The organism is Agromyces capsici (assembly GCF_058349965.1).
In genome coordinates this window covers 217529-243067 of record NZ_JBYRET010000001.1, presented here as the reverse complement: position 1 = coordinate 243067, position 25539 = coordinate 217529, and the positions used below count along the sequence as shown (strand labels likewise).

General features: G+C 72.3%; 29 protein-coding genes and 1 pseudogene. 27 read left to right on the top strand and 3 right to left on the bottom strand.

The genetic code is table 11. The annotated features are described in order from the left end of the window. Positions 1-18: 18 nt before the first annotated feature. Complete coding sequence (locus AC3RKB_RS01175; RefSeq protein WP_491434148.1) at positions 19-1896, bottom strand: BglG family transcription antiterminator; 1878 nt, start codon at positions 1894-1896, stop codon at positions 19-21. A gap of 239 nt (positions 1897-2135) precedes the next feature. On the opposite strand from AC3RKB_RS01175, the gene AC3RKB_RS01170 reads away from it, so the two are divergent. The 16 genes from AC3RKB_RS01170 to glmM all read left to right on the top strand — a co-directional run bounded on the left by AC3RKB_RS01170 (position 2136) and on the right by glmM (position 14618). After that, positions 2136-2444, top strand: coding sequence for a PTS sugar transporter subunit IIB (locus AC3RKB_RS01170; protein WP_491434147.1), 309 nt, complete (start codon positions 2136-2138; stop codon positions 2442-2444). A gap of 91 nt (positions 2445-2535) precedes the next feature. After that, positions 2536-2802 (top strand): HPr family phosphocarrier protein, encoded by a 267-nt coding sequence (locus AC3RKB_RS01165; protein ID WP_204395448.1) that lies wholly within the window; start codon positions 2536-2538, stop codon positions 2800-2802. Between the two features lie 45 nt (positions 2803-2847). Then, positions 2848-4530 (top strand): phosphoenolpyruvate--protein phosphotransferase, encoded by a 1683-nt coding sequence (gene ptsP, locus AC3RKB_RS01160; RefSeq protein WP_491434146.1) that lies wholly within the window; start codon positions 2848-2850, stop codon positions 4528-4530. Between the two features lie 27 nt (positions 4531-4557). After that, on the top strand, positions 4558-6111 hold the full coding sequence (locus AC3RKB_RS01155) for a PTS mannitol transporter subunit IIBC (RefSeq protein ID WP_491434145.1): 1554 nt from the start codon (positions 4558-4560) through the stop codon (positions 6109-6111). Positions 6112-6261: 150 nt separating this feature from the next. Next, complete coding sequence (locus tag AC3RKB_RS01150) at positions 6262-6702, top strand: PTS mannitol transporter subunit IIA (protein WP_491434144.1); 441 nt, start codon at positions 6262-6264, stop codon at positions 6700-6702. Next, positions 6699-7847 (top strand): mannitol-1-phosphate 5-dehydrogenase, encoded by a 1149-nt coding sequence (locus tag AC3RKB_RS01145; RefSeq protein WP_491434143.1) that lies wholly within the window; start codon positions 6699-6701, stop codon positions 7845-7847. The genes AC3RKB_RS01150 and AC3RKB_RS01145 overlap by 4 nt, the downstream gene beginning before the upstream one ends. Positions 7848-7998: 151 nt before the next feature. Beyond that, positions 7999-8220: a translation initiation factor IF-1 gene (gene infA / locus AC3RKB_RS01140; RefSeq protein WP_011186713.1), complete on the top strand. Its 222-nt coding sequence runs from the start codon at positions 7999-8001 to the stop codon at positions 8218-8220. Between the two features lie 70 nt (positions 8221-8290). Further along, positions 8291-8404, top strand: a complete 114-nt coding sequence (gene rpmJ, locus AC3RKB_RS01135) for a 50S ribosomal protein L36 (protein WP_056734976.1) — start codon at positions 8291-8293, stop codon at positions 8402-8404. Positions 8405-8538: 134 nt separating this feature from the next. Then, a complete protein-coding gene (gene rpsM / locus AC3RKB_RS01130) occupies positions 8539-8919 on the top strand; it encodes a 30S ribosomal protein S13 (RefSeq protein ID WP_465542605.1) in 381 nt (126 codons plus the stop codon). Positions 8920-8951: 32 nt separating this feature from the next. Then, entirely contained in the window at positions 8952-9350 is a 399-nt protein-coding gene (gene rpsK, locus AC3RKB_RS01125) for a 30S ribosomal protein S11 (RefSeq protein WP_092668574.1), read from the top strand. Positions 9351-9526: 176 nt separating this feature from the next. Continuing rightward, complete coding sequence (locus AC3RKB_RS01120; protein ID WP_491434142.1) at positions 9527-10513, top strand: DNA-directed RNA polymerase subunit alpha; 987 nt, start codon at positions 9527-9529, stop codon at positions 10511-10513. Positions 10514-10558: 45 nt separating this feature from the next. Continuing rightward, on the top strand, positions 10559-11110 hold the full coding sequence (gene rplQ / locus AC3RKB_RS01115) for a 50S ribosomal protein L17 (protein ID WP_491434141.1): 552 nt from the start codon (positions 10559-10561) through the stop codon (positions 11108-11110). A 130-nt stretch (positions 11111-11240) separates the two neighbouring features. Beyond that, positions 11241-12128 carry a tRNA pseudouridine synthase A gene (locus AC3RKB_RS01110; RefSeq protein WP_491436726.1) on the top strand — a complete coding sequence of 296 codons (888 nt, stop codon included), beginning with the start codon at positions 11241-11243 and terminating at the stop codon, positions 12126-12128. 139 nt (positions 12129-12267) lie between these two features. After that, positions 12268-12714 (top strand): 50S ribosomal protein L13, encoded by a 447-nt coding sequence (gene rplM / locus AC3RKB_RS01105; RefSeq protein ID WP_491434140.1) that lies wholly within the window; start codon positions 12268-12270, stop codon positions 12712-12714. A gap of 39 nt (positions 12715-12753) precedes the next feature. Continuing rightward, positions 12754-13239, top strand: coding sequence for a 30S ribosomal protein S9 (rpsI, locus tag AC3RKB_RS01100; RefSeq protein WP_491434139.1), 486 nt, complete (start codon positions 12754-12756; stop codon positions 13237-13239). A 17-nt stretch (positions 13240-13256) separates the two neighbouring features. After that, positions 13257-14618 (top strand): phosphoglucosamine mutase, encoded by a 1362-nt coding sequence (glmM, locus tag AC3RKB_RS01095; RefSeq protein WP_491434138.1) that lies wholly within the window; start codon positions 13257-13259, stop codon positions 14616-14618. A 61-nt stretch (positions 14619-14679) separates the two neighbouring features. Here glmM and coaA read toward each other — a convergent pair whose 3' ends face one another. Further along, a complete protein-coding gene (coaA, locus tag AC3RKB_RS01090; RefSeq protein ID WP_491434137.1) occupies positions 14680-15636 on the bottom strand; it encodes a type I pantothenate kinase in 957 nt (318 codons plus the stop codon). A 67-nt stretch (positions 15637-15703) separates the two neighbouring features. Between coaA and glmS the strand changes: the two genes are divergently transcribed. From glmS to AC3RKB_RS01040, 10 genes and pseudogenes are all read left to right on the top strand, one after another. Beyond that, complete coding sequence (glmS, locus tag AC3RKB_RS01085) at positions 15704-17554, top strand: glutamine--fructose-6-phosphate transaminase (isomerizing) (protein WP_491434136.1); 1851 nt, start codon at positions 15704-15706, stop codon at positions 17552-17554. 73 nt (positions 17555-17627) lie between these two features. Then, a pseudogene (locus AC3RKB_RS01080) lies at positions 17628-17972 on the top strand (holo-ACP synthase); the annotation flags it as partial. A 68-nt stretch (positions 17973-18040) separates the two neighbouring features. After that, positions 18041-19180, top strand: coding sequence for an alanine racemase (gene alr / locus AC3RKB_RS01075; RefSeq protein ID WP_491434135.1), 1140 nt, complete (start codon positions 18041-18043; stop codon positions 19178-19180). Continuing rightward, positions 19180-19695, top strand: a complete 516-nt coding sequence (gene tsaE, locus AC3RKB_RS01070; RefSeq protein ID WP_491434134.1) for a tRNA (adenosine(37)-N6)-threonylcarbamoyltransferase complex ATPase subunit type 1 TsaE — start codon at positions 19180-19182, stop codon at positions 19693-19695. Before alr ends, tsaE begins: the two co-directional genes overlap by 1 nt. 51 nt (positions 19696-19746) lie before the next feature. Further along, complete coding sequence (gene tsaB / locus AC3RKB_RS01065) at positions 19747-20370, top strand: tRNA (adenosine(37)-N6)-threonylcarbamoyltransferase complex dimerization subunit type 1 TsaB (protein ID WP_491434133.1); 624 nt, start codon at positions 19747-19749, stop codon at positions 20368-20370. After that, positions 20367-20897 carry a ribosomal protein S18-alanine N-acetyltransferase gene (gene rimI, locus AC3RKB_RS01060; protein ID WP_491434132.1) on the top strand — a complete coding sequence of 177 codons (531 nt, stop codon included), beginning with the start codon at positions 20367-20369 and terminating at the stop codon, positions 20895-20897. Before tsaB ends, rimI begins: the two co-directional genes overlap by 4 nt. Then, entirely contained in the window at positions 20894-21943 is a 1050-nt protein-coding gene (gene tsaD, locus AC3RKB_RS01055) for a tRNA (adenosine(37)-N6)-threonylcarbamoyltransferase complex transferase subunit TsaD (RefSeq protein WP_491434131.1), read from the top strand. Before rimI ends, tsaD begins: the two co-directional genes overlap by 4 nt. 188 nt (positions 21944-22131) lie before the next feature. Continuing rightward, positions 22132-22506 carry a DUF4190 domain-containing protein gene (locus tag AC3RKB_RS01050; protein ID WP_491434130.1) on the top strand — a complete coding sequence of 125 codons (375 nt, stop codon included), beginning with the start codon at positions 22132-22134 and terminating at the stop codon, positions 22504-22506. 28 nt (positions 22507-22534) lie between these two features. Continuing rightward, on the top strand, positions 22535-23314 hold the full coding sequence (locus AC3RKB_RS01045) for a DUF4190 domain-containing protein (protein ID WP_491434129.1): 780 nt from the start codon (positions 22535-22537) through the stop codon (positions 23312-23314). Between the two features lie 8 nt (positions 23315-23322). Beyond that, positions 23323-23883 carry a DUF4190 domain-containing protein gene (locus tag AC3RKB_RS01040; protein ID WP_491434128.1) on the top strand — a complete coding sequence of 187 codons (561 nt, stop codon included), beginning with the start codon at positions 23323-23325 and terminating at the stop codon, positions 23881-23883. Positions 23884-23899: 16 nt separating this feature from the next. Here AC3RKB_RS01040 and AC3RKB_RS01035 read toward each other — a convergent pair whose 3' ends face one another. Next, a complete protein-coding gene (locus AC3RKB_RS01035; protein ID WP_491434127.1) occupies positions 23900-25087 on the bottom strand; it encodes a class I SAM-dependent methyltransferase in 1188 nt (395 codons plus the stop codon). Between the two features lie 129 nt (positions 25088-25216). Here AC3RKB_RS01035 and groES point away from each other — a divergent pair, with 129 nt between their 5' ends. Continuing rightward, positions 25217-25513 carry a co-chaperone GroES gene (gene groES / locus AC3RKB_RS01030; protein WP_465542621.1) on the top strand — a complete coding sequence of 99 codons (297 nt, stop codon included), beginning with the start codon at positions 25217-25219 and terminating at the stop codon, positions 25511-25513. Positions 25514-25539: the final 26 nt, after the last annotated feature.

The following is a 25539-nucleotide window of genomic DNA, read 5'->3' as shown; positions in this document are numbered from 1 at the left end:
GCCCGCGCCGCGCCCGAGTCAGGGCGCCATGATGCCCGAGAGCTCGGCGAGCAGGCCCGGATAGTCGAGCGCGCCGCGCACCAGGCGCCGCACGTTCTCGGGCTCCGAGAACGCCTCGACGAACTGGTCGAACACGGCTTGGAACTCGGCCCGGCCCCCCTCGGCGAACGCGATGAGCGCGACGACGTGCACGTTCGCCCCACCCCACTCGATGGGGTGCTCGTCGATCGCGATGGCGATCGCGCTGCGCGAGGCGCTCATGGTCATCGCGTGCGGCACCGCGAGGAGGTCGGTGAAGGCCGTCGACGACATCCGCTCGCGCTCGAGGGCGCCCGCCACGTACGCGTCGTCGATGACGCCCGCGGAGATGAGCCGGTCGCCGAGCAGCCGGATGACGTCCTCGCGCTCGCGACCGCCGACGCCGCGCACGAACAGGTCGGGGCCGATGGTGCGCGAGAGCGTCGAGGCGAGGCGGGCGCGCCGCCGGCCGCGGCGGAGGCGGGCGACCTCGGTGCGGACGCGTTCGAGGTCGTCCTCGGTGGGCAGCGGCGACACCGTCACGACGTGGGGGAGTGCGGCGCGAGGAGGCAGCACGGCGACGACGAGATCGGCGTCGGGCGCGGCGGTCGCGACGTCCGCTTCGGGGGTCCCCGGCTCGCCGACGACGAGCTCGACCTCGTCGCCGAGCCGTCCGCGCAGGCGCTCGACGAGCAGGGCCCGGGCGTCGTGGTACTCGGGGGCGACGACCGCGACCCGCACGACCTCGCCGCGGGCCCGCGTGCGTTCGAGCTGCGCGCCGAGGTGCATCGCGAGGTAGGCGATCTCGTCGTCGTTGACGGTGATGCCCTCGAGCCGGGCGAGCTCGCTGGCCAGGTAGACCGCGAGATCGTAGATGAGGGGGTACGCGGCCTTGATCGACGCCGTGAGCGGGTTGCGCGAGTAGCTGTGCTCGGCGGCGCGCGCCGCGAGGTTGTCGACGTGCAGGGCCAGGCGCTCGATGAACTCGTCGTCGCCGAGCTCGACGAGCCAGTCCCGCGAGATGCGCTCGACGATCTCGCGCAGCACCCCGGCACGCGTCGCGCCCGACCGGCGGGTCGCCGCGCGCGTGCCGATCAGCCGGGCGAGGTGGGTGAGCTCGGCCGGCGGCAGGCCCACACCGAACTCGCGGCGCACGAGCTCGTCGACGAGGCCCGAGAGCCCGTCGTCGGGTCCGGGCGTGCCGGCGGCGGACGTCGCGGCGAGGGTCCGGTCGCGCGCGACCCGGTCGAGGGCGATCGCCACGTGCAGCAGTACGTCGTCGAGCGCGTACTCGTTCGGCGCGTAGCCGGCCTCGTCGAGCCCGACGAGCAGCGCCCGCCGGAAGCCGTCCATCGGCGCGAACCCCTCGCGCAGCGACGACAGGTCCCGGATGCCACGCCGCCCCTCCTCGCGGACGAGCGAGCCGACGAGCCGGCGCATCGCCGACTCGGGGCCGGCGAGCCGCACGGTGCTGCCGTCGCGCTCGAGCGCGAGGCCCGTGCCCTGCAGCCGCGCGCGGACCCGGCCGAGGTCGGCCTCGATCGTCGACTCGCTCACGTGCGCGGCGGCCGCCGCCTCGTGCACGTCGAGGCCGTCGGGCGCATCGGCGAGGTCGCGGATGAGGCGGGCGCGGCGTCCGTCGGGTGTCGTGGCGTCGGAGGCGGCCGGGGCGGCCTGCAGCCGCTCGGCCCAGGCGCGCCGGTCGAGGCGGTAGCCGTCGGGGCCGGACTCCACGACCGCCTCGCCGCCGCGGTTCGCCTGGGCCGCGTACGTGCGCACGGTGCGATCCGACACCCCGAGACGCTCCGCGAGGCGGGACGCCGTCACCCAGTCGTCGTCGGCGAGGGCTCCGACGAGGCGCTCCCACTTCTCCGGCACGTCAGCTCGCTCCCGTTCTCGCGATCTCCCGATCGCCGCCGCGGCGCTCTTGCCCGGCGGGTGCCGTCCAGTCAACCACTCCGCGACCGGTTCCGGCCCCGTCCCCAGCGCATCTTCCGGGGGTGCGGAAGCAGGTCTGTTGGCGCGGGCCGACCCGCCCGGAGCAGACTCGGAACGATCGCGGCATCCGTCGTGACCGATCAAAGAGGACCGGGCGAAGCCGGGCGAGGAGGCAGGCGATGCGGATCGTCGTCGTGTGCGGAGCGGGTGCGTCGAGCACCTTCGCCGCGCTGCGGATCCGCCGGGCCGCCGAGGCGCGCGGACTCGACGTCGACGTGCAGGCCGCAGGCGAGCAGACGCTCGCCGAGGCGCTCGCCGGCGCCGACGCCCTGCTCGTGGGCACGCACCTCGCCGAGCGGCTGACGTCACTCGCGGAGGCCGCGGCCGCGGCCTCCGTGCCGCTCGCGGTGCTGCCCGGGGAGACCCGCACGCTCGACGGCGATGCGGCGCTCGACGTCGCGATCGAGATCGCCGGAGCACGATCATGAACGCCCCCACGCCGCGCAACCCCGTTCCCTGCGCGCGCACACGGGTCTATGGTGAAGGCGGGAACGGACGCCAGCGACGGAGGCCGGAGACATGGTGGAGCGCACTGTTCGAGTCGGATCGACCCACGGGCTGCACGCGCGGCCCGCGAAGCTGTTCACCCAGGCCGCTGCGGCATCGGGATCGAGTGTCACCATCGCGAAGAACGGCGGTGCGCCCGTCAATGCGGCGAGCATCCTCGCCGTCATCGCGCAGGGCATCGACTTCGGCGACGAGGTCACCGTGGCGGTCGACGGGGGCGACGAGCAGCGCGTGCTCGACGAGCTCGTCGAGCTGCTCAGCACCGATCACGACGAGTAGCCCGCGGCATCCGTCGCCCATCGAATCGAATCGGAGGGGCGAGTGATGGAGTTCAGAGGCACGGGGATCGGCCAGGGTGTGGCCGTCGGACCGGTCGTGCGCATGGCCGAGCGGCTGCCGGAGCCGGTGGACCGGCCGAGCCACCTCGACCCCGCACGCGAGGAGGAGCGCGCCCGCGCGTCGCTCTCGGTCGTGGCCGAGGACCTGCAGCGCAAGGGCGCCCAGGCCGGCGGCGCCGCCCAGGACGTGCTCGAGGCCCAGGCCATGATGGCCGAGGACCCGACGCTCATGGACGACATCGTGACGCGGCTCGCGAGCGGCAAGACCGCCGAGCGCGCGGTCTTCGAGGCGTTCGCCGCGTTCCGCGACCTGCTCGCCTCCATGGGCGGGTACATGGGCGAGCGCGCGGCCGACCTCGACGACGTGTCGCAGCGCGTGGTCGCGCACCTGCTCAAGGTGCCGGCGCCCGGCGTGCCGAACCCCGGACACCCGTTCGTGCTCGTCGCGCGCGACCTCGCGCCGGCCGACACGGCGCTCCTCGACCTCGGCCAGGTGCTCGGCCTCGTCACCATCGACGGCGGACCGACCTCGCACACCGCGATCCTCGCCCGCGAGAAGTCGATCGTCGCGGTCGTCGGCGCGGCCGACGCCGCGAGCCTCGCCGACGGCGACACCGTCATCGTCGACGCCGCGAACGACCTGGTCGTGCAGGGGCCGTCGCCCGACGCGGTCGCCGCAACGCAGGAGCGCATCGCCGAACGCGCCGCTCGCGCCGCCGCGCCCATCACGCCGGGCGCGCTCGCCGACGGAACGCCCGTGCCGCTGCTGGCCAACCTCGGCTCGGCCGACGGCGCCGCCGAGGCGCTCGAGCTCGGCGCCGAGGGCGTGGGCCTGTTCCGCACCGAGTTCCTCTTCCTCGACGCGAACAGCGCGCCGTCCGTCACCGAGCAGCAGGCGCAGTACACCCGCATGCTCACCGCCTTCGCGGGCAAGAAGGTCGTCGTGCGCGTGCTCGACGCCGGCGCCGACAAGCCGCTGTCGTTCCTCAACGACGCGCACGAGGAGAACCCGGCGCTCGGGCTGCGTGGCATCCGCGCGCTGCGGCACTCAGAGGTGATCCTGCGCGAGCAGCTCACCGCGCTCGCCGCCGCCGACGCCGCGACCGACGCCGACCTGTGGGTCATGGCGCCGATGATCGCGACCGTCGAGGAGACCCGCTACTTCACGCAGCTGTGCGACGAGCTCGGCATCAAGGTCGCCGGCGTCATGGTCGAGACCCCGTCGGCCGCGCTCATCGCCGGGCACATCCTCAAGGTCGCCGACTTCGCGTCGATCGGCACGAACGACCTCACCCAGTACACGATGGCCGCCGACCGGCTGCTCGGCACGGTCGCCAACCTGCAGGACGCGTGGCACCCGTCGGTGCTCCACCTCGTCAAGCACGTCGGCGACGCGGGCCGGGCCGACGGCCGCCCCGTCGGCATCTGCGGCGAGGCCGCCGCCGATCCGCTGCTCGCCGTGGTGCTCGTCGGCCTCGGCGCCACGAGCCTGTCGATGTCACCGTCGGCACTCGCAGACGTCCGCGCCTCCCTCGCGCGGTACACCCGGGAGGATGCCGAGCGCATCGCCCGGGCAGCCCTGGTCGCAGAGGGAGCGGCCGAGGCGAAGCAGGCGGCACGAGATGCCGCCGAATCCGCACCCACCCCCACCGGCACGCCCGTGCCGTGATCCGGTAACAGACACAGGAGGCCCACCATGACGACGACGTCTGCTGAGGCGAAGCGACCCGGGGGAGCCCGCGTCCACGTCCAGCGATTCGGCACCTTCCTCAGCGGCATGATCATGCCGAACATCCCCGCGCTCATCGCGTGGGGCATCTTCACCGCGTTCTTCATCGGCGTCGGTTGGACGCCGAACGCGGACCTCGCGACGATCGTCGGTCCGTTCATCCACTACCTGCTGCCGATCCTGATCGGCTACACCGGCGGCTCGATGATCTACGGCATCCGCGGCGGCGTGGTCGGCGGCATCGCGACCTTCGGGGCGATCGCCGGGTCCGACCTGCTGATCGCCCAGGTGAACGCGACCCTGCCCGAGGACAACCAGCTCGGACAGATCCACATGTTCATCGGCGCGATGATCCTCGGCCCGCTCGCCGCCTGGACCATGAAGCGGCTCGACTCGATCTGGGAGGGCAAGGTCCGGGCGGGCTTCGAGATGCTCGTGAACATGTTCTCGGCCGGCATCTGGGGCTTCGTCATGGCCGTCGTCGGGTTCTACCCCGTGGCGTGGCTCGTGAACGGCATCATGAACGCCCTCTCGAGCGCGGTGGCCTGGCTCGTCGAGACGAACCTGCTTCCGCTGACCAGCATCATCATCGAGCCGGCCAAGGTGCTGTTCCTGAACAACGCCATCAACCACGGCGTGCTCACCCCGCTCGGCCTCTCGCAGGCGGCCGAGGAGGGCTCGTCGATCCTGTTCCTGCTCGAGGCGAACCCCGGCCCGGGCGTCGGCCTGCTGCTGGCGTTCACGTTCTTCGGCATCGGCGCGGCGAGGGCGTCGGCACCGGGTGCGGCCATCATCCAGTTCTTCGGCGGCATCCACGAGGTGTACTTCCCGTTCGCGCTGATGAAGCCGATCCTGATCCTGGCGCTCATCGCGGGCGGCATGACCGGCGTCAGCACGAACATGGTGCTGGACGGCGCCCTGCGGGCTCCGGCCGCGCCAGGGAGCATCATCGCGGTCCTCCTCCAGACCGCGCCGGGCGCCTACTTCGCCGTGATCCTCTCGGTGATCCTGTCGGCGGGCGTGACGTTCGCCATCTCGGCGGTCATCCTGCGGGCGTCGCGCAAGCGCGACCTCGAGGCGATGGCGGTCTCCGACGACGCGTTCGGCGCCGCGATCACGCAGACCGAGGCGGCCAAGGGCAAGAGCTCCGACGCCCTCGCGAACCTGCGCGGCGGCGCGGCGACCCAGGCCGACGGGCGCGGCGGCCCCGCGACCGGCACGATGCGGGAGATCAAGAACGTCGTGTTCGCCTGCGACGCCGGCATGGGCTCGTCCGCGATGGGCGCGAGCGTCCTCCGGAACAAGATCAAGAAGGCGGGCATCGAGGACGTCACGGTCGTGAACAAGGCGATCGCGGCCCTCGACTCGTCGGTGGATCTCGTCATCACGCAGAACCAGCTGACGGACCGGGCACGCCATCAGACGCCCGACGCCGTCCACGTCTCGGTCGACAACTTCATGAACTCGCCGAGGTACGACGAGGTCGTCGACCTGATCAAGGCGCAGCACGAGGAGAAGTGACGAGCACGACGCCGACCGGATGAATCGAGCCCGGGTCACGACCGCACCTGACGGTCGCGACCCGGGCGGTCGCGTCATCCACCCCGTCGAGGGACCGAACGGGAACAACGACAGCCGAACCACGAGCACGACCAGGAAGAGGGAGCTCCCATGACCGACCAGATCCTGCCCGCCGAGAACGTCCGGATCGTGCCGGGCAGCGCCGGACGCGACGATGCCATCCGTGCGGCGGGCCGCATCCTCGTGGACGCGGGGGCCGTCGACGCGTCGTACATCGAGTCGATGCTCGAGCGCGAGGCGACCGTGTCGACGTACATGGGCAACTGGCTCGCCATCCCGCACGGCACGAACGAGGCGAAGGACCTGATCCGCCGTTCGGCGATGTCGCTCCTGCGCTACGAGGAGCCCATCGACTGGGGCGGGGAGCCGGCGCGCTTCGTCGTCGGCATCGCGGGCCTCGAGAACGAGCACCTCGAGATCCTGTCGAAGATCGCGATCGTGTTCTCCGACGAGGAGCAGGTCGACCGGCTCCTCGCCGCGGGCAGCGCGGAGGAACTCATCGGCGTCCTCGCGGAGGTGAACGAGTCGTGAAGGCGGTCCACTTCGGCGCGGGCAACATCGGGCGCGGGTTCATCGGCCTGCTGCTGCACGACGCGGGCTACGAGGTGGTGTTCGCCGACGTCAACGCCGAGCTCATCGACGCGCTCGCGGCATCCGACCGCTACACCGTGCACGAGGTCGGCGAGGGTGCGCGCGACCTCGTCGTCGACCGGTACCGGGCGATCAACAGCCAGGCGGATGGCGCGGCCCTCGCCGCCGAGCTCGCCGACGCCGACGTGCTCACCACCGCGGTCGGGCCCAACGTGCTGCGCTTCATCGCGCCGCACGTGCTCCAGGCGCTGCGCGACCGCTCGCCGGGCGCCGCGCCGCTGGCCGTCATGGCGTGCGAGAACGCGATCGACGCGACGAGCATGCTGCGCGCCGAGACCGAGCACCTTGCGGGACCCGACGAGTGGCTCGAGCTCGAGCGCCGCGCGGTGTTCGCGAACACCGCCGTCGACCGCATCGTGCCGGGCCAGCCCGAGGGGGCCGGCCTCGACGTGACGGTCGAGGTCTTCTCGGAGTGGGCGATCGAGCGGCCGCCGTTCGGGGAGGCGCCGCCGCCGATCCCGGGAGCGCACTTCGTCGACCGGCTCGGTCCGTACATCGAGCGCAAGCTCTTCACGGTGAACACCGGGCACGCCTCGACGGCCTACTTCGGCTTCCTCGCCGGCCACGCGACGATCGCCGAGGCGCTCGCCGATGCGGCGGTCGCCGAGCGGGTCGAGCGTGTGCTCCAGGAGACCTCGGCGCTCATCGTCGCCAAGCACGGCTTCACCGAGGAGGAGCAGGCCTCGTACCGCGCGACGATCCTCGGCCGCTTCCGCAACGAGGCGTTGCCCGACACGGTCGAGCGCGTCGGGCGCCAGCCCATCCGCAAGCTCGGCCGTCGCGAGCGATTCATCGCACCGGCCGCCGAGCTCGCCGAGCGAGGGCTCCCGTACGACGGACTGCTCGCCGCGGTCGGGGCCGCGCTGGGGTTCGACGTGCCGTCCGACCCCGAGAGCGTCGAGCTGCAGGAGCGGCTGCGGACCGATGCGGCCGCCGCGTTCGTGCACGAGGTGTGCGAGATCCGGGAGGGCCATCCGCTGCATGACCGTCTCGTCGAGACGGTGGCCCGGAGGACGGCGAGCTGACGCGCAGGCCGACTGGCGAATCGCGGCCGGTTCGCCTATAGTTGACCCTTGGTGTTTTGCACGCCCGCTTCGGCATGCCCGATGGGCCCTGTCGAGGTCGTGCATCATCATCGCACGACCGAATACCCAAACTCCAAGCGATAGTGAGGCTATGGCCAAGAAAGACGGCGTCATCGAGATCGAAGGCTCGGTCATCGAGGCTCTCCCGAACGCGATGTTCCGGGTCGAGTTGACCAACGGGCACAAGGTGCTCGCCCACATCTCCGGAAAGATGCGCCAGCACTACATCCGCATCCTCCCCGAGGACCGCGTGATCGTGGAGCTGAGCCCGTACGACCTGACCCGCGGCCGCATCGTCTACCGCTACAAGTAAGGGCTGTTCGGAAAGTAACGACCCGCGGCACCCCGCGGGTACGAGGACAGCGAAAAAAGGAACCACGACTGTGAAGGTCAACCCCAGCGTCAAGCGCATCTGCGACAAGTGCAAGGTCATCCGCCGCCACGGCCGCGTCATGGTGATCTGCGAGAACCCGCGCCACAAGCAGCGCCAGGGCTAGTCCCGCGCCGACGCGAACTGAATACGGCACTTCCATGAACCCGAGCCCGTGAGGGCGAGGGGGACACCCTCGGACGGAGGCCGAGGCACCGGAAGTGCTCCACACCTCCACTCACTCAACAGGAGAACGCCACCATGGCACGTCTGGCAGGAGTCGACATCCCGCGCGAGAAGCGCGTGGAGATCGCACTGACCTACATCTACGGCGTGGGTCGCACCCGCGCGCTCGAGACACTGAAGGCCACCGGCATCAGCGGCGACATCCGCGTGAAGGACCTCAGCGACGAGCAGCTCGTCGCCCTGCGCGACCACATCGAGGGCACCTACAAGGTCGAGGGCGACCTCCGCCGCGAGGTGGCCGCCGACATCCGCCGCAAGGTCGAGATCGGTTCCTACGAGGGCATCCGCCACCGCCGCGGCCTCCCGGTCCGCGGTCAGCGCACCAAGACCAATGCTCGTACCCGCAAGGGCCCGAAGCGCACCGTCGCCGGCAAGAAGAAGCCCGGCCGCAAGTAACCGCTCGCGCCAAGATCTAGGAGATTTCGAACATGGCAGCACCCAAGGCGGCGACTCGCAAGCCGCGCAAGAAGGAAAAGAAGAACATCGCCGTGGGCCAGGCCCACATCAAGTCGACGTTCAACAACACGATCGTCTCGATCACCGACACCACCGGTGCCGTGATCAGCTGGGCCTCCTCGGGCGGCGTCGGCTTCAAGGGCTCGCGCAAGTCGACCCCGTTCGCCGCGCAGCTGGCCGCCGAGTCGGCCGCCCGCCAGGCGCAGGAGCACGGCATGAAGAAGGTCGACGTCTTCGTCAAGGGCCCGGGCTCGGGCCGCGAGACCGCGATCCGCTCGCTCCAGGCCGCGGGCCTCGAGGTCGGCAGCATCAACGACGTGACGCCCCAGGCGCACAACGGCTGCCGCCCGCCCAAGCGTCGCCGCGTCTAGCACTCCGTTCCCGGTGATCGAGTAGGCCGCAGGCCGTATCGAGATCGCGAGGTCTCGATACGCGCCCGGCTGCGCCGGGCGCTACTCGACCACCGGACCACGTTCTCTCTCACAACTCAAGATCCTCGTACTCGCAGGTGTCATATAGCGGACACCCTGCCGAAAGGAATCACAACGTGCTGATCGCACAGCGTCCGACGCTCACCGAAGAGAACATCTCGGAGTTCCGTTCGCGTTTCGTGATCGAGCCCCTCGAGCCGGGCTTCGGTTACACCCTGGGGAACTCGCTCCGTCGCACCCTCCTCTCCTCGATCCCCGGCGCCGCCGTGACGAGCATCCGCATCGACGGCGTGCTCCACGAGTTCACGACCGTCCCGGGCGTGAAGGAGGATGTCACCGAGATCATCCTCAACATCAAGAACCTGGTCGTCTCCAGCGAGCACGACGAGCCCATCACCGCCTACCTGCGCAAGCAGGGCGCCGGTGAGGTCACCGCCGCCGACATCTCCGCTCCGGCGGGCGTCGAGGTGCACAACCCCGACCTCGTGATCGCGACGCTGAACGACTCGGCGAAGTTCGAGCTCGAGCTCACGATCGAGCGCGGCCGCGGCTACGTCTCGGCCTCGCAGAACCGCAACGAGTACTCCGAGGCCGGCCAGATCCCGGTCGACTCGATCTACTCGCCGGTGCTCAAGGTCACGTACCGCGTCGAGGCCACCCGTGCCGGCGAGCGCACCGACTTCGACCGCCTCGTGGTCGACGTCGAGACCAAGCCGGCGATCTCGCCGCGCGACGCGATCGCGTCGGCCGGTCGCACGCTCACCGAGCTGTTCGGCCTCGCGCGCGAGCTCAACAGCGCCGCCGAGGGCATCGAGATCGGCCCCGCGCCGGTCGACGCCGTCCTCTCGAGCGAGCTCTCGATCCCGATCGAGGACCTCGACCTGTCGGTCCGTTCGTACAACTGCCTCAAGCGCGAGGGCATCAACACGGTGTCCGAGCTCGTCGCCCTGTCGGAGTCGCAGCTGATGAACATCCGCAACTTCGGCCAGAAGTCGGTCGACGAGGTCAAGGACAAGCTCACCGAGATGGGCCTGTCGCTGAAGGACTCGGTCCCCGGCTTCGACGGCGCCCACTTCTACACGGGCTTCGACGACGAGAACTAGCAGGCCACGGGCCGCACCAACCCCCCACCACTGGAGACAACAACCATGCCGAAGCCCACGAAGGGCCCCCGCCTCGGAGGCGGACCCGCGCACGAGCGCCTGCTGCTCGCGAACCTCGCCGCCGCGCTGTACACGCACGAGCGGATCACGACCACCGAGACCAAGGCCAAGCGCCTGCGTCCGCTGGCCGAGCGCCTGATCACGTTCGCCAAGCGCGGCGACCTGCACGCGCGCCGTCGCGTGCTCGCCGTCATCGGCGACAAGTCGGTCGTGCACAAGCTGTTCACCGAGATCGCGCCGCAGGTCGCCGACCGTGAGGGCGGCTACACCCGCATCACCAAGATCGGCAACCGCAAGGGCGACAACGCGCCCATGGCGGTCATCGAGCTCGTCCTCGAGCCCGTGACCCCGAAGAAGCGCGCCGCCAAGCCGGCCGCCGAGGCCGCCCCCGCCGCGCCCGCGGAGGAGCCGGCCGCCGAGGAGACCCCCGAGGAGGTCGTGACCGAGGCCGAGGCTGCGGTCGACGAGGCCGCGGGCTCCGAGGCGTCCGAGGAGTCGGCCGAGCAGGCCGAGAACGAGGAGGCGGCGGCGAAGTAGCCGACGCGCCGTCCTGCACGAGGGGCCCCGATGCGATCGCATCGGGGCCCCTCGTCGCATCTAGGCTGTTCGGGTGGGCGATGCGGTGACGGAGCGGGGCGACGAGACGACGGATGCCGCGGCATCCGTCGTGCGCCTGCGCCTCGACCTCGCCTACCAGGGCACCGACTTCTCGGGCTGGAGCCGGCAGCCCGGGCTCCGCACCGTGCAGGGCGTGCTCGAGTCGGCGCTCGCGACGCTCTTCCGGCGCGAGGGCGCGGTCCCTCGGCTCGTGGTCGCGGGGCGCACCGACGCGGGCGTGCACGCGTCGGGACAGGTGGCGCATCTCGACGTCGACGCCGAGGCCCTCGCCGCCGTGACGCGCCCCCGGCGCGCCGATGCCTCGAGCGGTCGCGCCGCCGACCCCGGGGCGGTGCTCGTCCGTCGGCTCCGCGGCATCCTCGGTGCGCACGACGCCGACGTGGTGGTCAGGTCGGCGCGCGTCGCGCCCGACGGGTTCGACGCGCGGTTCTCGGCGATCTGGCGCCGCTACGAGTACCGCGTCGCCGACGCCTCCGCCGAGCACGATCCGCTCCAGCGGCACCGCACCGTCTGGTATCCGCGCGAGCTCGACGCCGAGGCGATGGGAGTGGCCGCGCAGACGCTCGTGGGGCTCGCCGACTTCGCGGCCTTCTGCAAGCCGCGCGAGGAGGCCACGACGATCCGCACGCTCCAGTCCTACCGCTGGCGGCGCGTCGGCGACGGCGTGCTCGTCGCGTCGCTCCAGGCCGACGCGTTCTGCCACTCGATGGTGCGCGCACTCGTCGGCGCATGCCTGGCGGTGGGGGAGGGGCGTCTCGACGTCGCGGGCCCGGCCGCCCTCCTGCAGGAGCGCACGCGCACGAGCGCGTTCAAGGTGCTGCCCGCGAAGGGCCTGACCCTCACCGAGGTGGGCTACCCGCCCGACGAGGAGCTCGCGGAACGGGCGCTGCAGACCCGGGCACGCCGTGAATTGCACGTCGACGGGGTCGTCGGCTAAGCTTTCCCTTTGGTGCCGCCGTCTGCGTCGGCACCCGATGTTGAGCCCTCCACCGGGGCCGTTCGAACCGCATCGCGGGGCGAACACCCACCGGAGCGGGATTCACGAACCACTCACTCGATCAGAAAGCAGCACTACTGTGACGCGCACCTACACTCCGAAGGCGAACGAGATCCAGCGCGACTGGGTCGTCATCGACGCCACCGACGTCGTGCTCGGCCGCCTGGCCAGCCACTCGGCCGCCCTCCTCCGCGGCAAGCACAAGGCGATCTTCGCCAACCACGTCGACACCGGCGACTTCGTCATCATCGTCAACGCCGACAAGGTCGCCCTGACCGGCCAGAAGCTCGAGCAGAAGAAGGCGTACCGCCACTCCGGCTACCCGGGCGGCCTCAAGGCCGTCGGCTACGCCGAGCTCCTCGAGAAGAACCCCGTCCGCGCCGTCGAGAAGGCGATCCGCGGCATGCTTCCCAAGAACTCGCTCGGTCGTGCCCAGCTCAAGAAGCTCAAGGTCTACGCCGGCCCGGAGCACCCGCACGCGGCTCAGCAGCCGAAGCCGTACACCCTCACCCAGGTCGCCCAGTAAGCCCCGGCGCCGACGCGAAAAGGATTCAGAGACACCACCATGGCGAAGATCGCAGACCAGATCGACCAGGCTCCCGAGAGCTACACGACCGAGAGCGCGCCCGCCGCGGCTCCGGCCACCCCCCGCCCCGTGCTCAACGTCTCGGGCGCGGCCGTCGGTCGTCGCAAGCAGGCCATCGCGCGCGTGCGCGTCGTGCCCGGCGCCGGCACCATCACGGTCAACGGCCGTGAGTTCGCGGACTACTTCCCGAACAAGCTGCACCAGCAGCTGATCACCGACCCCTTCACGGTGCTCGAGCTCTCGGGCTCGTACGACGTGATCGCCCGCATCACGGGCGGCGGCCCCTCGGGCCAGGCGGGCGCGCTGCGCCTCGCCATCGCGCGTGCGCTCAACGAGATCGACCGCGAGAACAACCGTCCCACCCTGAAGAAGTCCGGCTTCCTCACGCGCGACGCTCGCGTCATCGAGCGCAAGAAGGCCGGTCTCAAGAAGGCTCGCAAGGCGCCGCAGTTCTCGAAGCGCTGAGCGCGAGCACAGCTTCGATGCCTCGGATCTTCGGAACCGACGGGGTCCGGGGCCTGGCCAACCGTGAACTCACGGCTGACCTGGCCCTGGGCCTCGCCCAGGCGGCGGCCGCCGTGCTCACGCAGGGCCGGCACGCCGACGAGCTCCGCGCCGCCGGTCGCCGACCGGTGGCGGTCGTGGCACGCGACCCGCGCGTGTCCGGCGAGTTCCTCACGGCGGCCGTGTCGGCGGGGCTCGCGAGCTCGGGTGTCGACGTGCTCGACGCCGGGGTCATCCCCACGCCCGCGACGGCGTTCCTCATCGACAGCATCGCCGCCGACTTCGGCGTGATGGTGTCGGCGTCGCACAACCCCGCTCCCGACAACGGGATCAAGTTCTTCTCGTTCGGCGGCACGAAGCTCCCTGACGAGGTCGAGGACCGCATCGAGTCCTACCTCGGCAAGCAGAAGCTCGCCCCGACCGGCGGCGGCGTCGGCCGCATCCGCCGCTTCGCCGACGCCGAGGACCGTTACGTGGTCCACCTGCTCGGCACCCTGCCGCACCGTCTCGACGGCCTGAAGGTCGTGCTCGACTGCGCCCACGGCGCCGCGGCCGGCGTCTCGCCCGAGACGTTCCGCGACGCCGGCGCCGAGGTGATCGTCATCGGCGCCGATCCCGACGGCATGAACATCAACGACGGCGTCGGCTCGACCCACCTCGAGCCGCTCCGGCAGGCGGTCCTCGAGAACGGCGCCGACATCGGCATCGCGCACGACGGCGACGCCGACCGCTGCCTCGCGGTCGACGCCGAGGGCAACGTGGTCGACGGCGACCGCATCATGGCGATCCTCGCGGTGTCGATGCAGGATCGCGGCGCGCTCACCGACGACACGCTCGTCGTCACCGTGATGTCGAACCTCGGCCTGAAGCGTGCGATGGCCGAACGCGGCATCCGGGTGGTCGAGACCAAGGTCGGCGACCGCTACGTGCTGGAGGCGCTGACGGCCGGCGGGTACGCGCTCGGCGGCGAGCAGTCGGGCCACGTGATCATGACCGAGTTCGCCACGACCGGCGATGGCGTGCTGACCGGCCTCCACCTCGTGGCCGAGATGGCGCGCACCGGGCGGTCGCTGGCCGACCTCGCGTCGGTCATGACGGTCTACCCGCAGGTGCTCGTGAACGTTCGCGGCGTCGACCACCACGCGCTCGGCGCCGACGCCGAGATCGCCGCGGCCGTCGAGCGTGCCGAGGCCGAGCTCGGCGAGACCGGTCGGGTGCTGCTGCGCCCGTCGGGCACCGAGCCGATGGTCCGGGTCATGGTCGAGGCCGCCGACCAGGACGCCGCCGAGGCGCACGCGAACCGACTCGCCGACGTGGTCCGCGAGCGCCTGGCGAACTGACCGTTCTCGCGGCGTCGCGTCGCGACGGGCGCGGAGGCCGCGGCATCCGCTCGCCCGAGCCTCAGAGTTTGCGCAGCAGCACGCTCGAGACGGCGTGGTCGGCCCCCTTGCGGAGCACCAGCGTCGCGCGCGAGCGCGTGGGGCGGATGTTCTGCAGCAGGTTCGGCTCGTTGATCGCCTGCCAGATCGAGCGTGCCCGCGCCCGCGCCTCGTCTTCGGTGAGGCTCGCGTAGCGGTGGAAGTACGAGCGTGGATTCGCGAACGCGCCGCGCTGCAGCTTCAGGAAGCGCTCCTCGTACCAGCGCGCGATGTCGCTCGTGCGCGCGTCGACGTAGATCGTGAAGTCGAACAGATCGCTCACGGCCAGCCGGTGGCCGGGCCCGGGGGGCTGGAGCACGTTGAGGCCCTCGACGATGAGCACGTCGGGGCGGCGCACCGTGATCTGCGCGTCGGAGACGATGTCGTAGGCGAGGTGCGAGTAGAACGGCGAGCGCACCTCGGGCGCGCCGGACTTCACGGCGCTCACGAAGCGCAGCAGCGCGCGCCGGTCGTACGACTCGGGGAACCCCTTGCGGGCCATGAGCCCGCGCCGCTCGAGCTCGGCGTTGGGGAAGAGGAATCCGTCGGTGGTCACGAGCTCGACGCGCGGGGTGTGCTCCCAGCGGGCGAGGAGCTCGCGCAACAGGCGCGCGATCGTCGACTTGCCCACGGCGACCGAGCCCGCGACGCCGATCACGAACGGCGTCGACTCGGAGCGCTCGCGGAGGAACGTGCTCGTGACCTCGTGCAGCGCCTTGGTGCCGCCCACGTAGAGGTTGAGCAGCCGGCTGAGCGGCAGGTAGACCTCGGCGACCTCGTTGAGGTCGAGCGGCTCGCCGAGGCCGCGGAGCTGCACGATCTCGGTCTCGCGGAGCGGCGACGGCATCGACGGGGCGAGCGCCGCCCAGTCGGCCCGGCCGAGCTCGATGAAGGGCGAGACGTTGGCCGTGTGCGTCGACTGGCTCTGCGGATCGGGCACCGGCACAGTCTAGTGGGGCCCCGCGCTCGTGGCGTTCCCCCAAGAAGGCCCCGTTAGGATCGAGCGCATGTGTGGAATCGTCGGGTACGTCGGAGAGCGCAACAGCCTCGACGTCCTCATGGGTGGACTGCGTCGGCTCGAGTACCGGGGCTACGACTCGGCGGGTGTCGCCGTCGTCGACGCCGACGGCGAGCTCGAGTTCGCCAAGCGCGCCGGCAAGCTCCAAGTGCTCGCCGACGAACTCGAGCGTCACCCGATCCACCGCGGGGGCACGGGCATCGGCCACACCCGATGGGCGACCCACGGCGGCCCGACCGACCGCAACGCGCATCCGCACCTCGCCGACCGGGGCCGGCTCGCACTCATCCACAACGGCATCATCGAGAACTTCTCGGAACTGAAGGAGGAGCTGCTCGCCGACGGCTTCACGTTCGAGTCCGAGACCGACACCGAGGTGGCCGCGGTCCTCCTCGGCCGTGAGTACCGCGCGGCAGGGAACCTTCGCGAGGCGTTCCGTCGCACGGTGTCGCGCCTCGAGGGGGCGTTCACCCTGCTCGCCGTGCATCGGGACGAGCCCGGCATCGTGGTCGGCGCTCGCCGCAACTCGCCGCTCGTGATCGGCCTCGGCGACGGCGAGAACTTCCTGGGGTCGGATGTCGCGGCCTTCGTGGAGTACACCAAGCGCGCCGTCGCGATCGGCCAGGACCAGATCGTCGCGATCACGGCCGACGGCGTGACCGTCACCGACTTCGAGGGGCAGCCCGTCGAGGTCGAGCCGTTCGAGATCGCATGGGACGCCTCGGCCGCCGAGAAGGGCGGCTGGTCGTCGTTCATGCGCAAGGAGGTCGCCGAGGAGCCCGAGGCGGTCGCGAACACGCTGCGCGGCCGGATCGTGGACGGCGCGGTGGCGATTCCCGAGCTCGACGGGCTCGGCGACGAGGCGCTGCGCGACATCCGCCGCATCACGGTGGTCGCGTGCGGTACGGCCGCCTTCGCGGGCATGGTCGCCAAGTACGCCATCGAGCAGTGGGCACGGGTCCCGGTCGAGGTCGAGCTCAGCCATGAGTTCCGCTACCGCGACCCGGTGATCGACGACGGCACGCTCATCGTCTCGATCAGCCAGTCGGGCGAGACGATGGACACCCTCATGGCCGTCAAGTACGCGCGCGAGCAGGGCGCGAAGACGCTGTCGGTCTGCAACACGCAGGGGGCGACGATCCCGCGCGAGTCCGATGCTGTGGTCTACACCCACGCGGGTCCGGAGGTCGCCGTCGCCTCGACGAAGGCGTTCGTCGCGCAGATCACCGCGCTCTACCTCTTCGGCCTCCACCTCGCGCGCGTTCGGGGCACGCTCACCGAGGCGCAGCTCGCGGCCCAGGTCGCCGAGCTGCAGGCGATCCCCGAGAAGATCGCGACGGTCCTCGAGCAGGGCGAGCGCGTGGGCGAGCTCGCTCGCTGGATGTCGGACACCCGCTCGGTGCTGTTCCTCGGCCGTCACGTCGGCTACCCGATCGCCCTCGAGGGTGCGCTCAAGCTCAAGGAGCTCGCGTACATCCACGCCGAGGGCTTCGCGGCGGGCGAACTCAAGCACGGGCCGATCGCGCTCATCGAGCCCGGCCAGCCCGTGTTCGTCGTGGTGCCGAGCCCTCGCGGCTCGGCGACGCTGCACCCCAAGGTGGTGTCGAACATCCAGGAGATCCGCGCTCGCGGGGCCCGCGTGATCGCGATCGCCGAGGCGGGGGATGCCGCAGTGCTGCCGTTCGCCGACGAGGTGATCCGCATCCCGCTCGCCGGTCCGCTCTTCGAGCCGCTGCTCGCCGTGGTGCCGCTGCAGATCTTCGCGATGGAGCTCTCGCAGGCGAAGGGCCTCGACGTCGACCAGCCGAGGAACCTGGCGAAGTCGGTCACCGTCGAGTGAGCCCGTCGGGCCCGTCCGATGCCGCGGCGGGCCCGATGCGGGAGACTCGGATCGTGAAGTCGTGGAGGAACGCGTGATCGCGGGCATCGGCATCGACGTGGTCGACATCGCTCGGTTCGAGCGCTCGCTCGAGCGGACGCCGTCGTTGCGCGACCGCCTGTTCGCCGAGAGCGAACGCCACCGGCCGGCCCGCTCGCTCGCGGCGCGATTCGCCGCGAAGGAGGCGCTCATCAAGGCGCTCGGCGGCCACGCCGTGATCAGGTGGCACGACATGCGCATCGTCCAGGACGACGACGGCAACCCCGACTTCCAGCTCTCCGGGGCGCTGTCGGCGCACGTGGCAGCCCTCGGCATCGACCGCGTGCACCTCTCGATGAGCCACGACGCCGGCATCGCGAGTGCGTTCGTCGTGCTCGAACGCGGTGTCGGCTCCGCGGCATCCTCGCGCGAGCTGCTCGCGCGGCCAGACGACGAGGAGGAGATCCGGTGAACTCGCGACACGTGCTCGCGCCGTTCCGGGAGGCCGTCGTCGACCTCGGCGCGGTCCGGCACAACGTGCAGCACCTCGCCGGGCTCGTGGGCCCCGCGCGCGTCATGGCCGTCGTGAAGGCCGACGCGTACGGACACGGCGCCGAGGCCGTCGCGCGGGCCGCGCTCGAGGGCGGTGCCGCGTGGCTCGGCGTCGCCGACCTCGACGAGGCCCTCGCGCTGCGGGGTGCGGGAATCGAGGCCCCGCTGCTCGCGTGGCTGCACGACCCCGCGGCACGGTTCGGGCCCGCGATCGCGCGCGACGTCGACCTCGGGGTCTCCTCGATCGCGCAGCTCGAGGCCATGGCGGAGGCCGCGGCCGCCACCGGTCGCGTCGCGAACGTGCACCTCAAGCTCGACACCGGGCTCAGCCGCAACGGGATCGCCGAGGCCGACTGGCCGGCCGCCGTGGCCCGCGCCGCCGAACTCGAGCAGGAGGGGCACGTGCACGTGCGCGGACTCTTCAGCCACCTCGCGAACACCTCGCCTGAGGAGGACGACGCGCAGCTCGAGGCGTTCCTCCGCGGCGTCGCGGTCGCCGAGGCCGCGGGGCTCGCGCCCGAGGTCCGTCACCTCGCCTCGACCGCCGCGGCGATCCGGCTCCCAGAGGCGCGCTTCGACCTGGTGCGCATCGGCATCGGGCTCTACGGCATCCCCCCGTACGGCGACGGCACGACCGCAGCCGAGCTCGGACTGCGCCCCGCGATGACGCTGCGCGGTCGCATCGCGGCGGTCCGCCGCGTCGAGCCCGGAACCGGCGCCTCGTACGGCTACGCCTGGCGGGCCGATCGCCCCACCACGCTCGTGCTCGTGCCGCTCGGGTACGCCGACGGCATCCCGCGGCAGGCCTCGGGCCGGGCCGAGGTCGCGATCGCCGGCGCACGGCACCGCGTCGCCGGACGCATCGCGATGGACCAGTTCCTCGTCGACGTCGGCGACGCCGACGTCGCCGTGGGCGACGAGGTCGTCCTGTTCGGCGACCCGACCTCCGGCGCGCCCTCGGCCGACGACTGGGGCGACGCCGCCGACACCATCGCGTACGAGATCGTGACGCGCATCGGGCCGCGCGTGCCGCGGACCTACGCGGAGGCGACGTGATGCGGCGCCTCGTGCCCGACACCGACGCGATGGAGGCGCTCGGCCGGGAGCTCGGCGCGCAGCTGCGCGCGGGCGACCTGGTCGTGCTCACCGGCCCGCTCGGCGCGGGCAAGACCACGCTCACGAGGGGCATCGGCGCCGGCCTCGGCGTGCGCGGACCGGTGCAGAGTCCCACGTTCGTGCTCGCCCGCACGCATCCGAGCCTCGTCGGCGGCGCCCCGCTCGTGCACGTCGACGCGTACCGGCTGTCGAACGCGGCCGAGCTCGAGGACCTCGACCTCGACTTCGCCCGCTCGGTCGCGGTGGTCGAGTGGGGGGCCGGGCTGCTCGACGGCGTCGCCGACTCCTGGCTCGAGGTCGTGATCGCCCGCCGCCGCGGCGACGAGGCGGCCCGCGGCGACGTGCCCGGCGACGAGGAGCTCGACGCCGACGAGCCGCGCACCGTCGAGCTCATCGGGCACGGCCCGCGCTGGGCGGGGAGTCCCTTCGCGGCGACCCCATCGCTCGGTGCCTGAGCCCCGCCGCTCACGGCGGGCGCCCCGGCGCGCGAGTCTAGGCTTGAGGGCATGCTCCTCGCGATCGACACCTCCACCGGCACGAGCGTCGCCGTGGTCGACCGCGACCGCGGCGTGCTTGCCGAAGCCGGCACCGCCGACACGATGCGGCACGCCGAGGCGATCGGCGGCGGCATCCGCGACGTGCTCGCGCGCGCGGGCGTCCGCGCCGCCGACCTCTCGGCCGTCGCAGCCGGCATGGGCCCCGGCCCCTTCACGGGCCTGCGCGTCGGGATCGCGGCGGCGCGCGCCTTCGCGCTCGGCATCGGACGACCCGTCGTGCCTGTCGTCAGCCACGACGCGGTCGCGCTCGCCTGGTACTCGCGCGGCGGCAGCGGCGCGCTGCAGGTCGTGACCGACGCGCGCCGCCGCGAGTCCGCGGTGTCCGACTATGAGGGCCTCGACGCCGACGGCCTCCCGGTCCGGCTCGGTCCGCCGCGGCTCGAGCCCCGCGACGGGGTGCCCGAGCCGCGCGGCATCCGCTTCGACGCCCACACCGTCTCGGCCGGTTCCCTCGGCCTGCTCGCCGAGTCCGCCTGGGCGGCCGGTCGCCTGCCCGTGGCCGACGACGAGCCGCTCTACCTGCGCGCGCCCGACGTCACGCCGTCGGCCGGCCCGAAGCGGGTGCTCGGATGAGCCTCATGCTGCGCCGCGCCCGGCCCGCCGACCTCGACGCGATCATGGCGATCGAGCGCGCCACGTTCACCACCGACGCGTGGCCCGAGCGCGCCATGCGCACCGAGCTCGAGGGAGCCCACACGTACTACCTCGTCGTCGTCGACGACGCCCGACCCGATGCGGTCGTCGCCTACGCCGGACTGCTCGCGCCGCGCGGTTCCGGGCAGGGCGACATCCAGACGATCGCGGTCGACGACGCCGCCCGCGGCCGCGGGCTCGGCCGGGCGCTCATGCAGGCGCTCATCGACGAGGCGCGTCGCCGCGGCGCCGCCGAGCTCTTCCTCGAGGTGCGCGACGACAACCCCGTCGCACGGGCGCTCTACGCGTCGCTCGGCTTCACCGAGATCGGCGTGCGCCGCGGGTACTACCAGCCCGACGGCGTCGACGCGATCGCCATGCGGCTCGACGTGCCGCCCGCGGTCGCCCGCCCCGCGGCATCCGGCCCCGCCATCGCACCCGTGGAACCCCCAGGAGGCACGCCGTGAACCGCGACGCACCGCTGGTGCTCGGCATCGAGACCTCGTGCGACGAGACGGGCGTCGGCATCGTCCGGGGCACCGAGCTGCTCGCCAACGCCATCGCGTCGTCGATGGACGAGCACGCCCGGTACGGCGGCGTCGTGCCCGAGGTCGCCGCGCGCGCCCACCTCGAGGCGCTCGGCCCGACGATCCGTGCCGCGCTCGCCGAGGCATCCGTCGACCTCGCCGACCTCGACGCCGTCGCCGTGACGAGCGGTCCCGGCCTCGCCGGCGCGCTCATGGTGGGCGTCGGCGCCGCCAAGGCCCTCGCGCTCTCACTCGAGAAGCCGATCTACGCCGTCAACCACCTCGTCGGCCACGTCGGCGCCGACCTGCTCGGCGATCGGCCGCTCGAGACACCGAGCGTCGCCCTGCTCGTCTCGGGCGGGCACACCTCGCTGCTGCTGGTCCGCGACCTCGACTCCGACGTCGAACTGCTCGGCGAGACCATCGACGACGCCGCAGGCGAGGCGTTCGACAAGGTCGCGCGGCTGCTCGGTCTGCCCTACCCGGGCGGCCCCGAGATCGACCGCGCGGCGATCGGCGGCGACCCCGACGCCATCCGCTTCCCCCGTGGGCTCACGCGGCCGAAGGACCTCGAGCGGCACCGCTACGACTTCTCGTTCTCCGGCCTGAAGACCGCCGTGGCGCGCTGGGTCGAGCAGCGCGAGGCCGCGGGCGAGCCGGTGCCGCTCGCCGACGTCGCCGCGAGCTTCCGCGAAGCCGTCGTCGACGTGCTCGTCGCCAAGGCGATCGCGGCGTGCACCGACCTCGGCGTCCCGAGGCTCCTGCTCGGCGGCGGCGTCGTCGCGAACCGGCGCCTTCGCGAGGTGGCCGGGCAGCGGGCGGATGCCGCGGGCATCGCGCTGCGCATCCCGCCGCTGTCGCTCTGCACCGACAACGGCGCCATGATCGCCGCGCTCGGGGCCCGGCTCATCATGGCCGGCCACGCCGCGTCGACCCTCGACTTCGGCGCGGACTCGACCCTGCCCGTCACCGACATCCAGACCTGACCGAACGCGCCGGCGGCCGGTGGCGCGGATGGGGACTTCTGCCCCATGCGGCCGGATGTCGCGGGGCGATATGGTGACCCGAGAACCCCGCGAATGCGGGGTGACGACCCGCGCCGCAGGTCGTTGACACCGTGCCGCGGCGCTGCCAGCATGGCCCAGTCCATGCACACACCTGAGGGAGCACCCACATGACCGACCCCAACGCCGACCCGAACGTGCCGAACGTTCCGCCGGCCCCGCCCGCTCAGCCCGCGCCGTCGTACGGCACCGGCGCCCCCGCCTACGGCGCGACCACGCCCTCGTACGGCGCACCGGCCACGCAGAAGACCAACGTCCTCGCGATCGTCTCGCTCGTGTCGTCGTTCTTCATCTCGCTCGTCGGCATCATCACGGGCCACATCGCGCTCAGCCAGATCAAGAAGACCGGCGAGCAGGGCCGCGGCCTCGCGATCGCCGGCCTGATCATCGGCTACGTCGGCCTGGTGATCGGCATCATCTTCGCGATCGTCTGGTTCGCGATCCTCGGCGCCGCGATCAACAGCGGCACCGTCACCACCTACTGATCCACCCGCAGCACGGAAGGGGCTCGACATGAGCGATCCCAGGAACCCCGACGAGCCGGTCGAGCCGGCCGAGCCGGTCACGCCGTCCGATCCGACGGTGCCCGCGGAACCCGTCGAGCCCCCCGTGCCTGCGGAGCCGGTCGAGCCGTCCATCCCGGCCGAGCCGGTCGAGCCGTCCATCCCGGCCGAGCCGGGCCCCGAGGCGCCCGAGCCGTTCCCTCCGCTCGAGGCGCCCGAGGCGCCGGAGGTGCCCGGCGCTCCAGTGCCGCCGCCTCCGCCGGTACCTCCCGTCCCGCCGGCCCCGCCCGCGCCGCCGTCGTACGAGGCCAGCGCGCCGTCGTCGCCGTTCGGCGCGCCCGCCGACGCCACGCCGCCGGCCTACGGTGCGGCGCCTCCGGCGTACGGTGCGGCGCCCGCCGCGCCGCCCGCCTACGGCTCGGCCCCGCCCGCCTCCGGCGCGTCCGGCGTGCCGCCCTACGGCGCTGCTCCCACGCCGGGCGCGTATGCGCCGCCGTCCAAGCCGACCCCGGTGCTCAGTCTCATCTCCCTCATCGCCGGCATCATCGGCATCATCGGCTCGCCGATCCTCTTCGTGCCGTTCGTCGGCGGCGTGCTCGGGCTGTTCGTCCCCGCGGCGGCCGTCGTCCTCGGCTTCATCGGTCGCAAGAAGGAGCCGGCGGCCAAGGGCATGTGGCTGACCGGCATCGTCCTCGGCTTCATCGGCCTCGCGCTGGCGGTGCTCTCGTTCATCCTGTGGGGCGTGCTGTTCGCGATCGGCAACACCTACAGCGGCGACTACATGTATTGAGCAGGACCGTGACCGACGATCGGATGCCTCCGGAGCCCCGTGCCGCGCCCGGCGCGGCGCCCCGGGCCGACCAGGGGCCGCAGCGGAGCGTTCCGACCCACACCGCGCCCACGCCGATCGGCCCGCACACCGCGCTCGAGCCGCCCGCAGCCGCCCCGACGGAGGGCGCGGAGATCGAGCGCCGTCCGTCGTCCGTCGCACCGGTCCGCGAACTCGACCGGCCCTTCGACACGGGTGAACTGCACGGGCTGCCGACCGGCCAGTTGCTCGCGGTGGGCCGTCCCGCGCCCGAGACGCCGGAGTACGAGCTCGAGGAGGATGAGCGGCGCCGGCTCTACAGCTACGTCGCCGCGGTGCTCGGCGTGATCGGAGCGGCCGCCTCGCTCTTCGTCGGATGGATGCTGCCCGTCTCGATCGCGGCCATCGTGTTCGGCGTCCTCGGCCTCCGTCGCGAGGAGCACGGCCGGACCCCCGCGTTCATCGGCATCGGCACCGGCATCGCGGGCCTCGTCTTCTCGGGCGTGTGGATCGGTTACTACGCGATCGTCTTCGGCGCCCTGACGCGCTGACCGAGTCGTTCCGGGACTAGAGCCGCTCGACGAGCAGGGCGACGTGGCGGCCCTCCTCGCGCGTGAGCACGATCGTCGCCGATGCGTCGCCCTTGAGTTTCAGCCGCGTTCGCAGCGCCGCGGGGTCGACGTCGACGCCGCGCTTCTTGATCTCGAGCGCGCCCACGCCGCGGGCCTGGAGCGCCTGACGGAGGTGCCGCTCATCGGCCGGCAGTCGCTCGAGCACGCGGAACCCGCGCGCGAACGGGGTGTCGACGGGGCGGTCGCCCGTGAAGTACGCGATGCCCTCGCTCAGCATCCACGCGCCGTTCGCACGGGCGAGGTCGCCGATGAGCCGAGCCCGGATCACCGCGCCGTCGGGTTCGTACAGGTAGTCGCCGAGCGGGCCGACCGGGGCGTCCTCGCTGTCGGCGGGCGCCACGAGCTCGTGCGCGGCGCCGCCGCGGATGACGAGCGCGGCCCGGCCGATCCCCGGCCGCGCGAGCACGCCGGTCCACACCGCGAGCTCGACGACGTCGCCGTCGACCGACACCCACTGCGCCTCGGCGCCGGCCGGGACCACGTCGCGATCGGTGCCCGGGCCGAGCTTCACGCCCACGGGCATGCGCTCGGCCAAGCCGAACGCGAAGTCGAGCGACGGGGAGTAATCCGCCGAATCGGCCAGGCGCGTGGTCGTGCCGCCCGCGGTCGTGCGGCGCGCGGGGTCGAGCCAGGCCGCGTCGATGCCGGCCAGCGGCACGTCCTCGGCCCGGGCGTGCAGCACGTGCACGCTCGGGAACGGGGTGAGGTTGAACGCGGCGATCGCGGCGGTCACCTCGTCGGCTTCCGCGGCCGTGACCTCGAGGTCGACCGCGGCGAACGCGAGCGCGTCGCCGCCGATGCCGCAGCCGAGGTCGGCGACGTGGCGGAGGCCGGCGCGGGCGTACCGGCCCGCGTGCAGCGCGGCGACGCGCAGGCGCGTCGCCTGCTCGAGGCCCGCCTCGGTGAAGAGCATGCGGTCGGCGAACTCGCCGAACTTCGCGCGCGCCTTCGAACGCAGCTTGGACTGGCTGAGCACGGCCGCGACGAGGCCCGGGGAGTGGCCCTGCCGGCGGAGGTCGGCGACCGTCTTGACGATGTCGGCGCTGCTCGTCCAGGCCGGGAGCGAGTCGAGAAGGTCGAGGCCCTCGGGGGAGAGCAGCCGCACCAGCTCGTCGCGTTCCACGCCGCCACGCTAGCACCGCGACATCCGCTGGCACTCACGTTGCACGAGTGCCAGAACCCCCCTAGACTCTCGTTAGCACTCTCACCCAGAGGCTGCTAACCCCAGTCTTCGTCAAGAAAGAGGTCAACCGTGTCGGTTTCCATCAAGCCGCTCGAGGATCGCATCGTCATCAAGCAGGTCGAGGCCGAGCAGACCACGGCGTCGGGCCTGGTCATCCCCGACACCGCCAAGGAGAAGCCCCAGGAGGGCGAGGTCGTGGCGGTCGGCCCGGGCCGCATCGACGACAACGGCAACCGCATCCCGCTCGACGTGGCCGTCGGCGACAAGGTGATCTACTCCAAGTACGGCGGCACCGAGGTGAAGTTCGGCGGCGAGGAGTACCTCGTGCTGTCGGCTCGCGACGTGCTCGCGGTCGTCGTCCGCTAGTCGACGCCGACGTCTTCCGCGGCCCG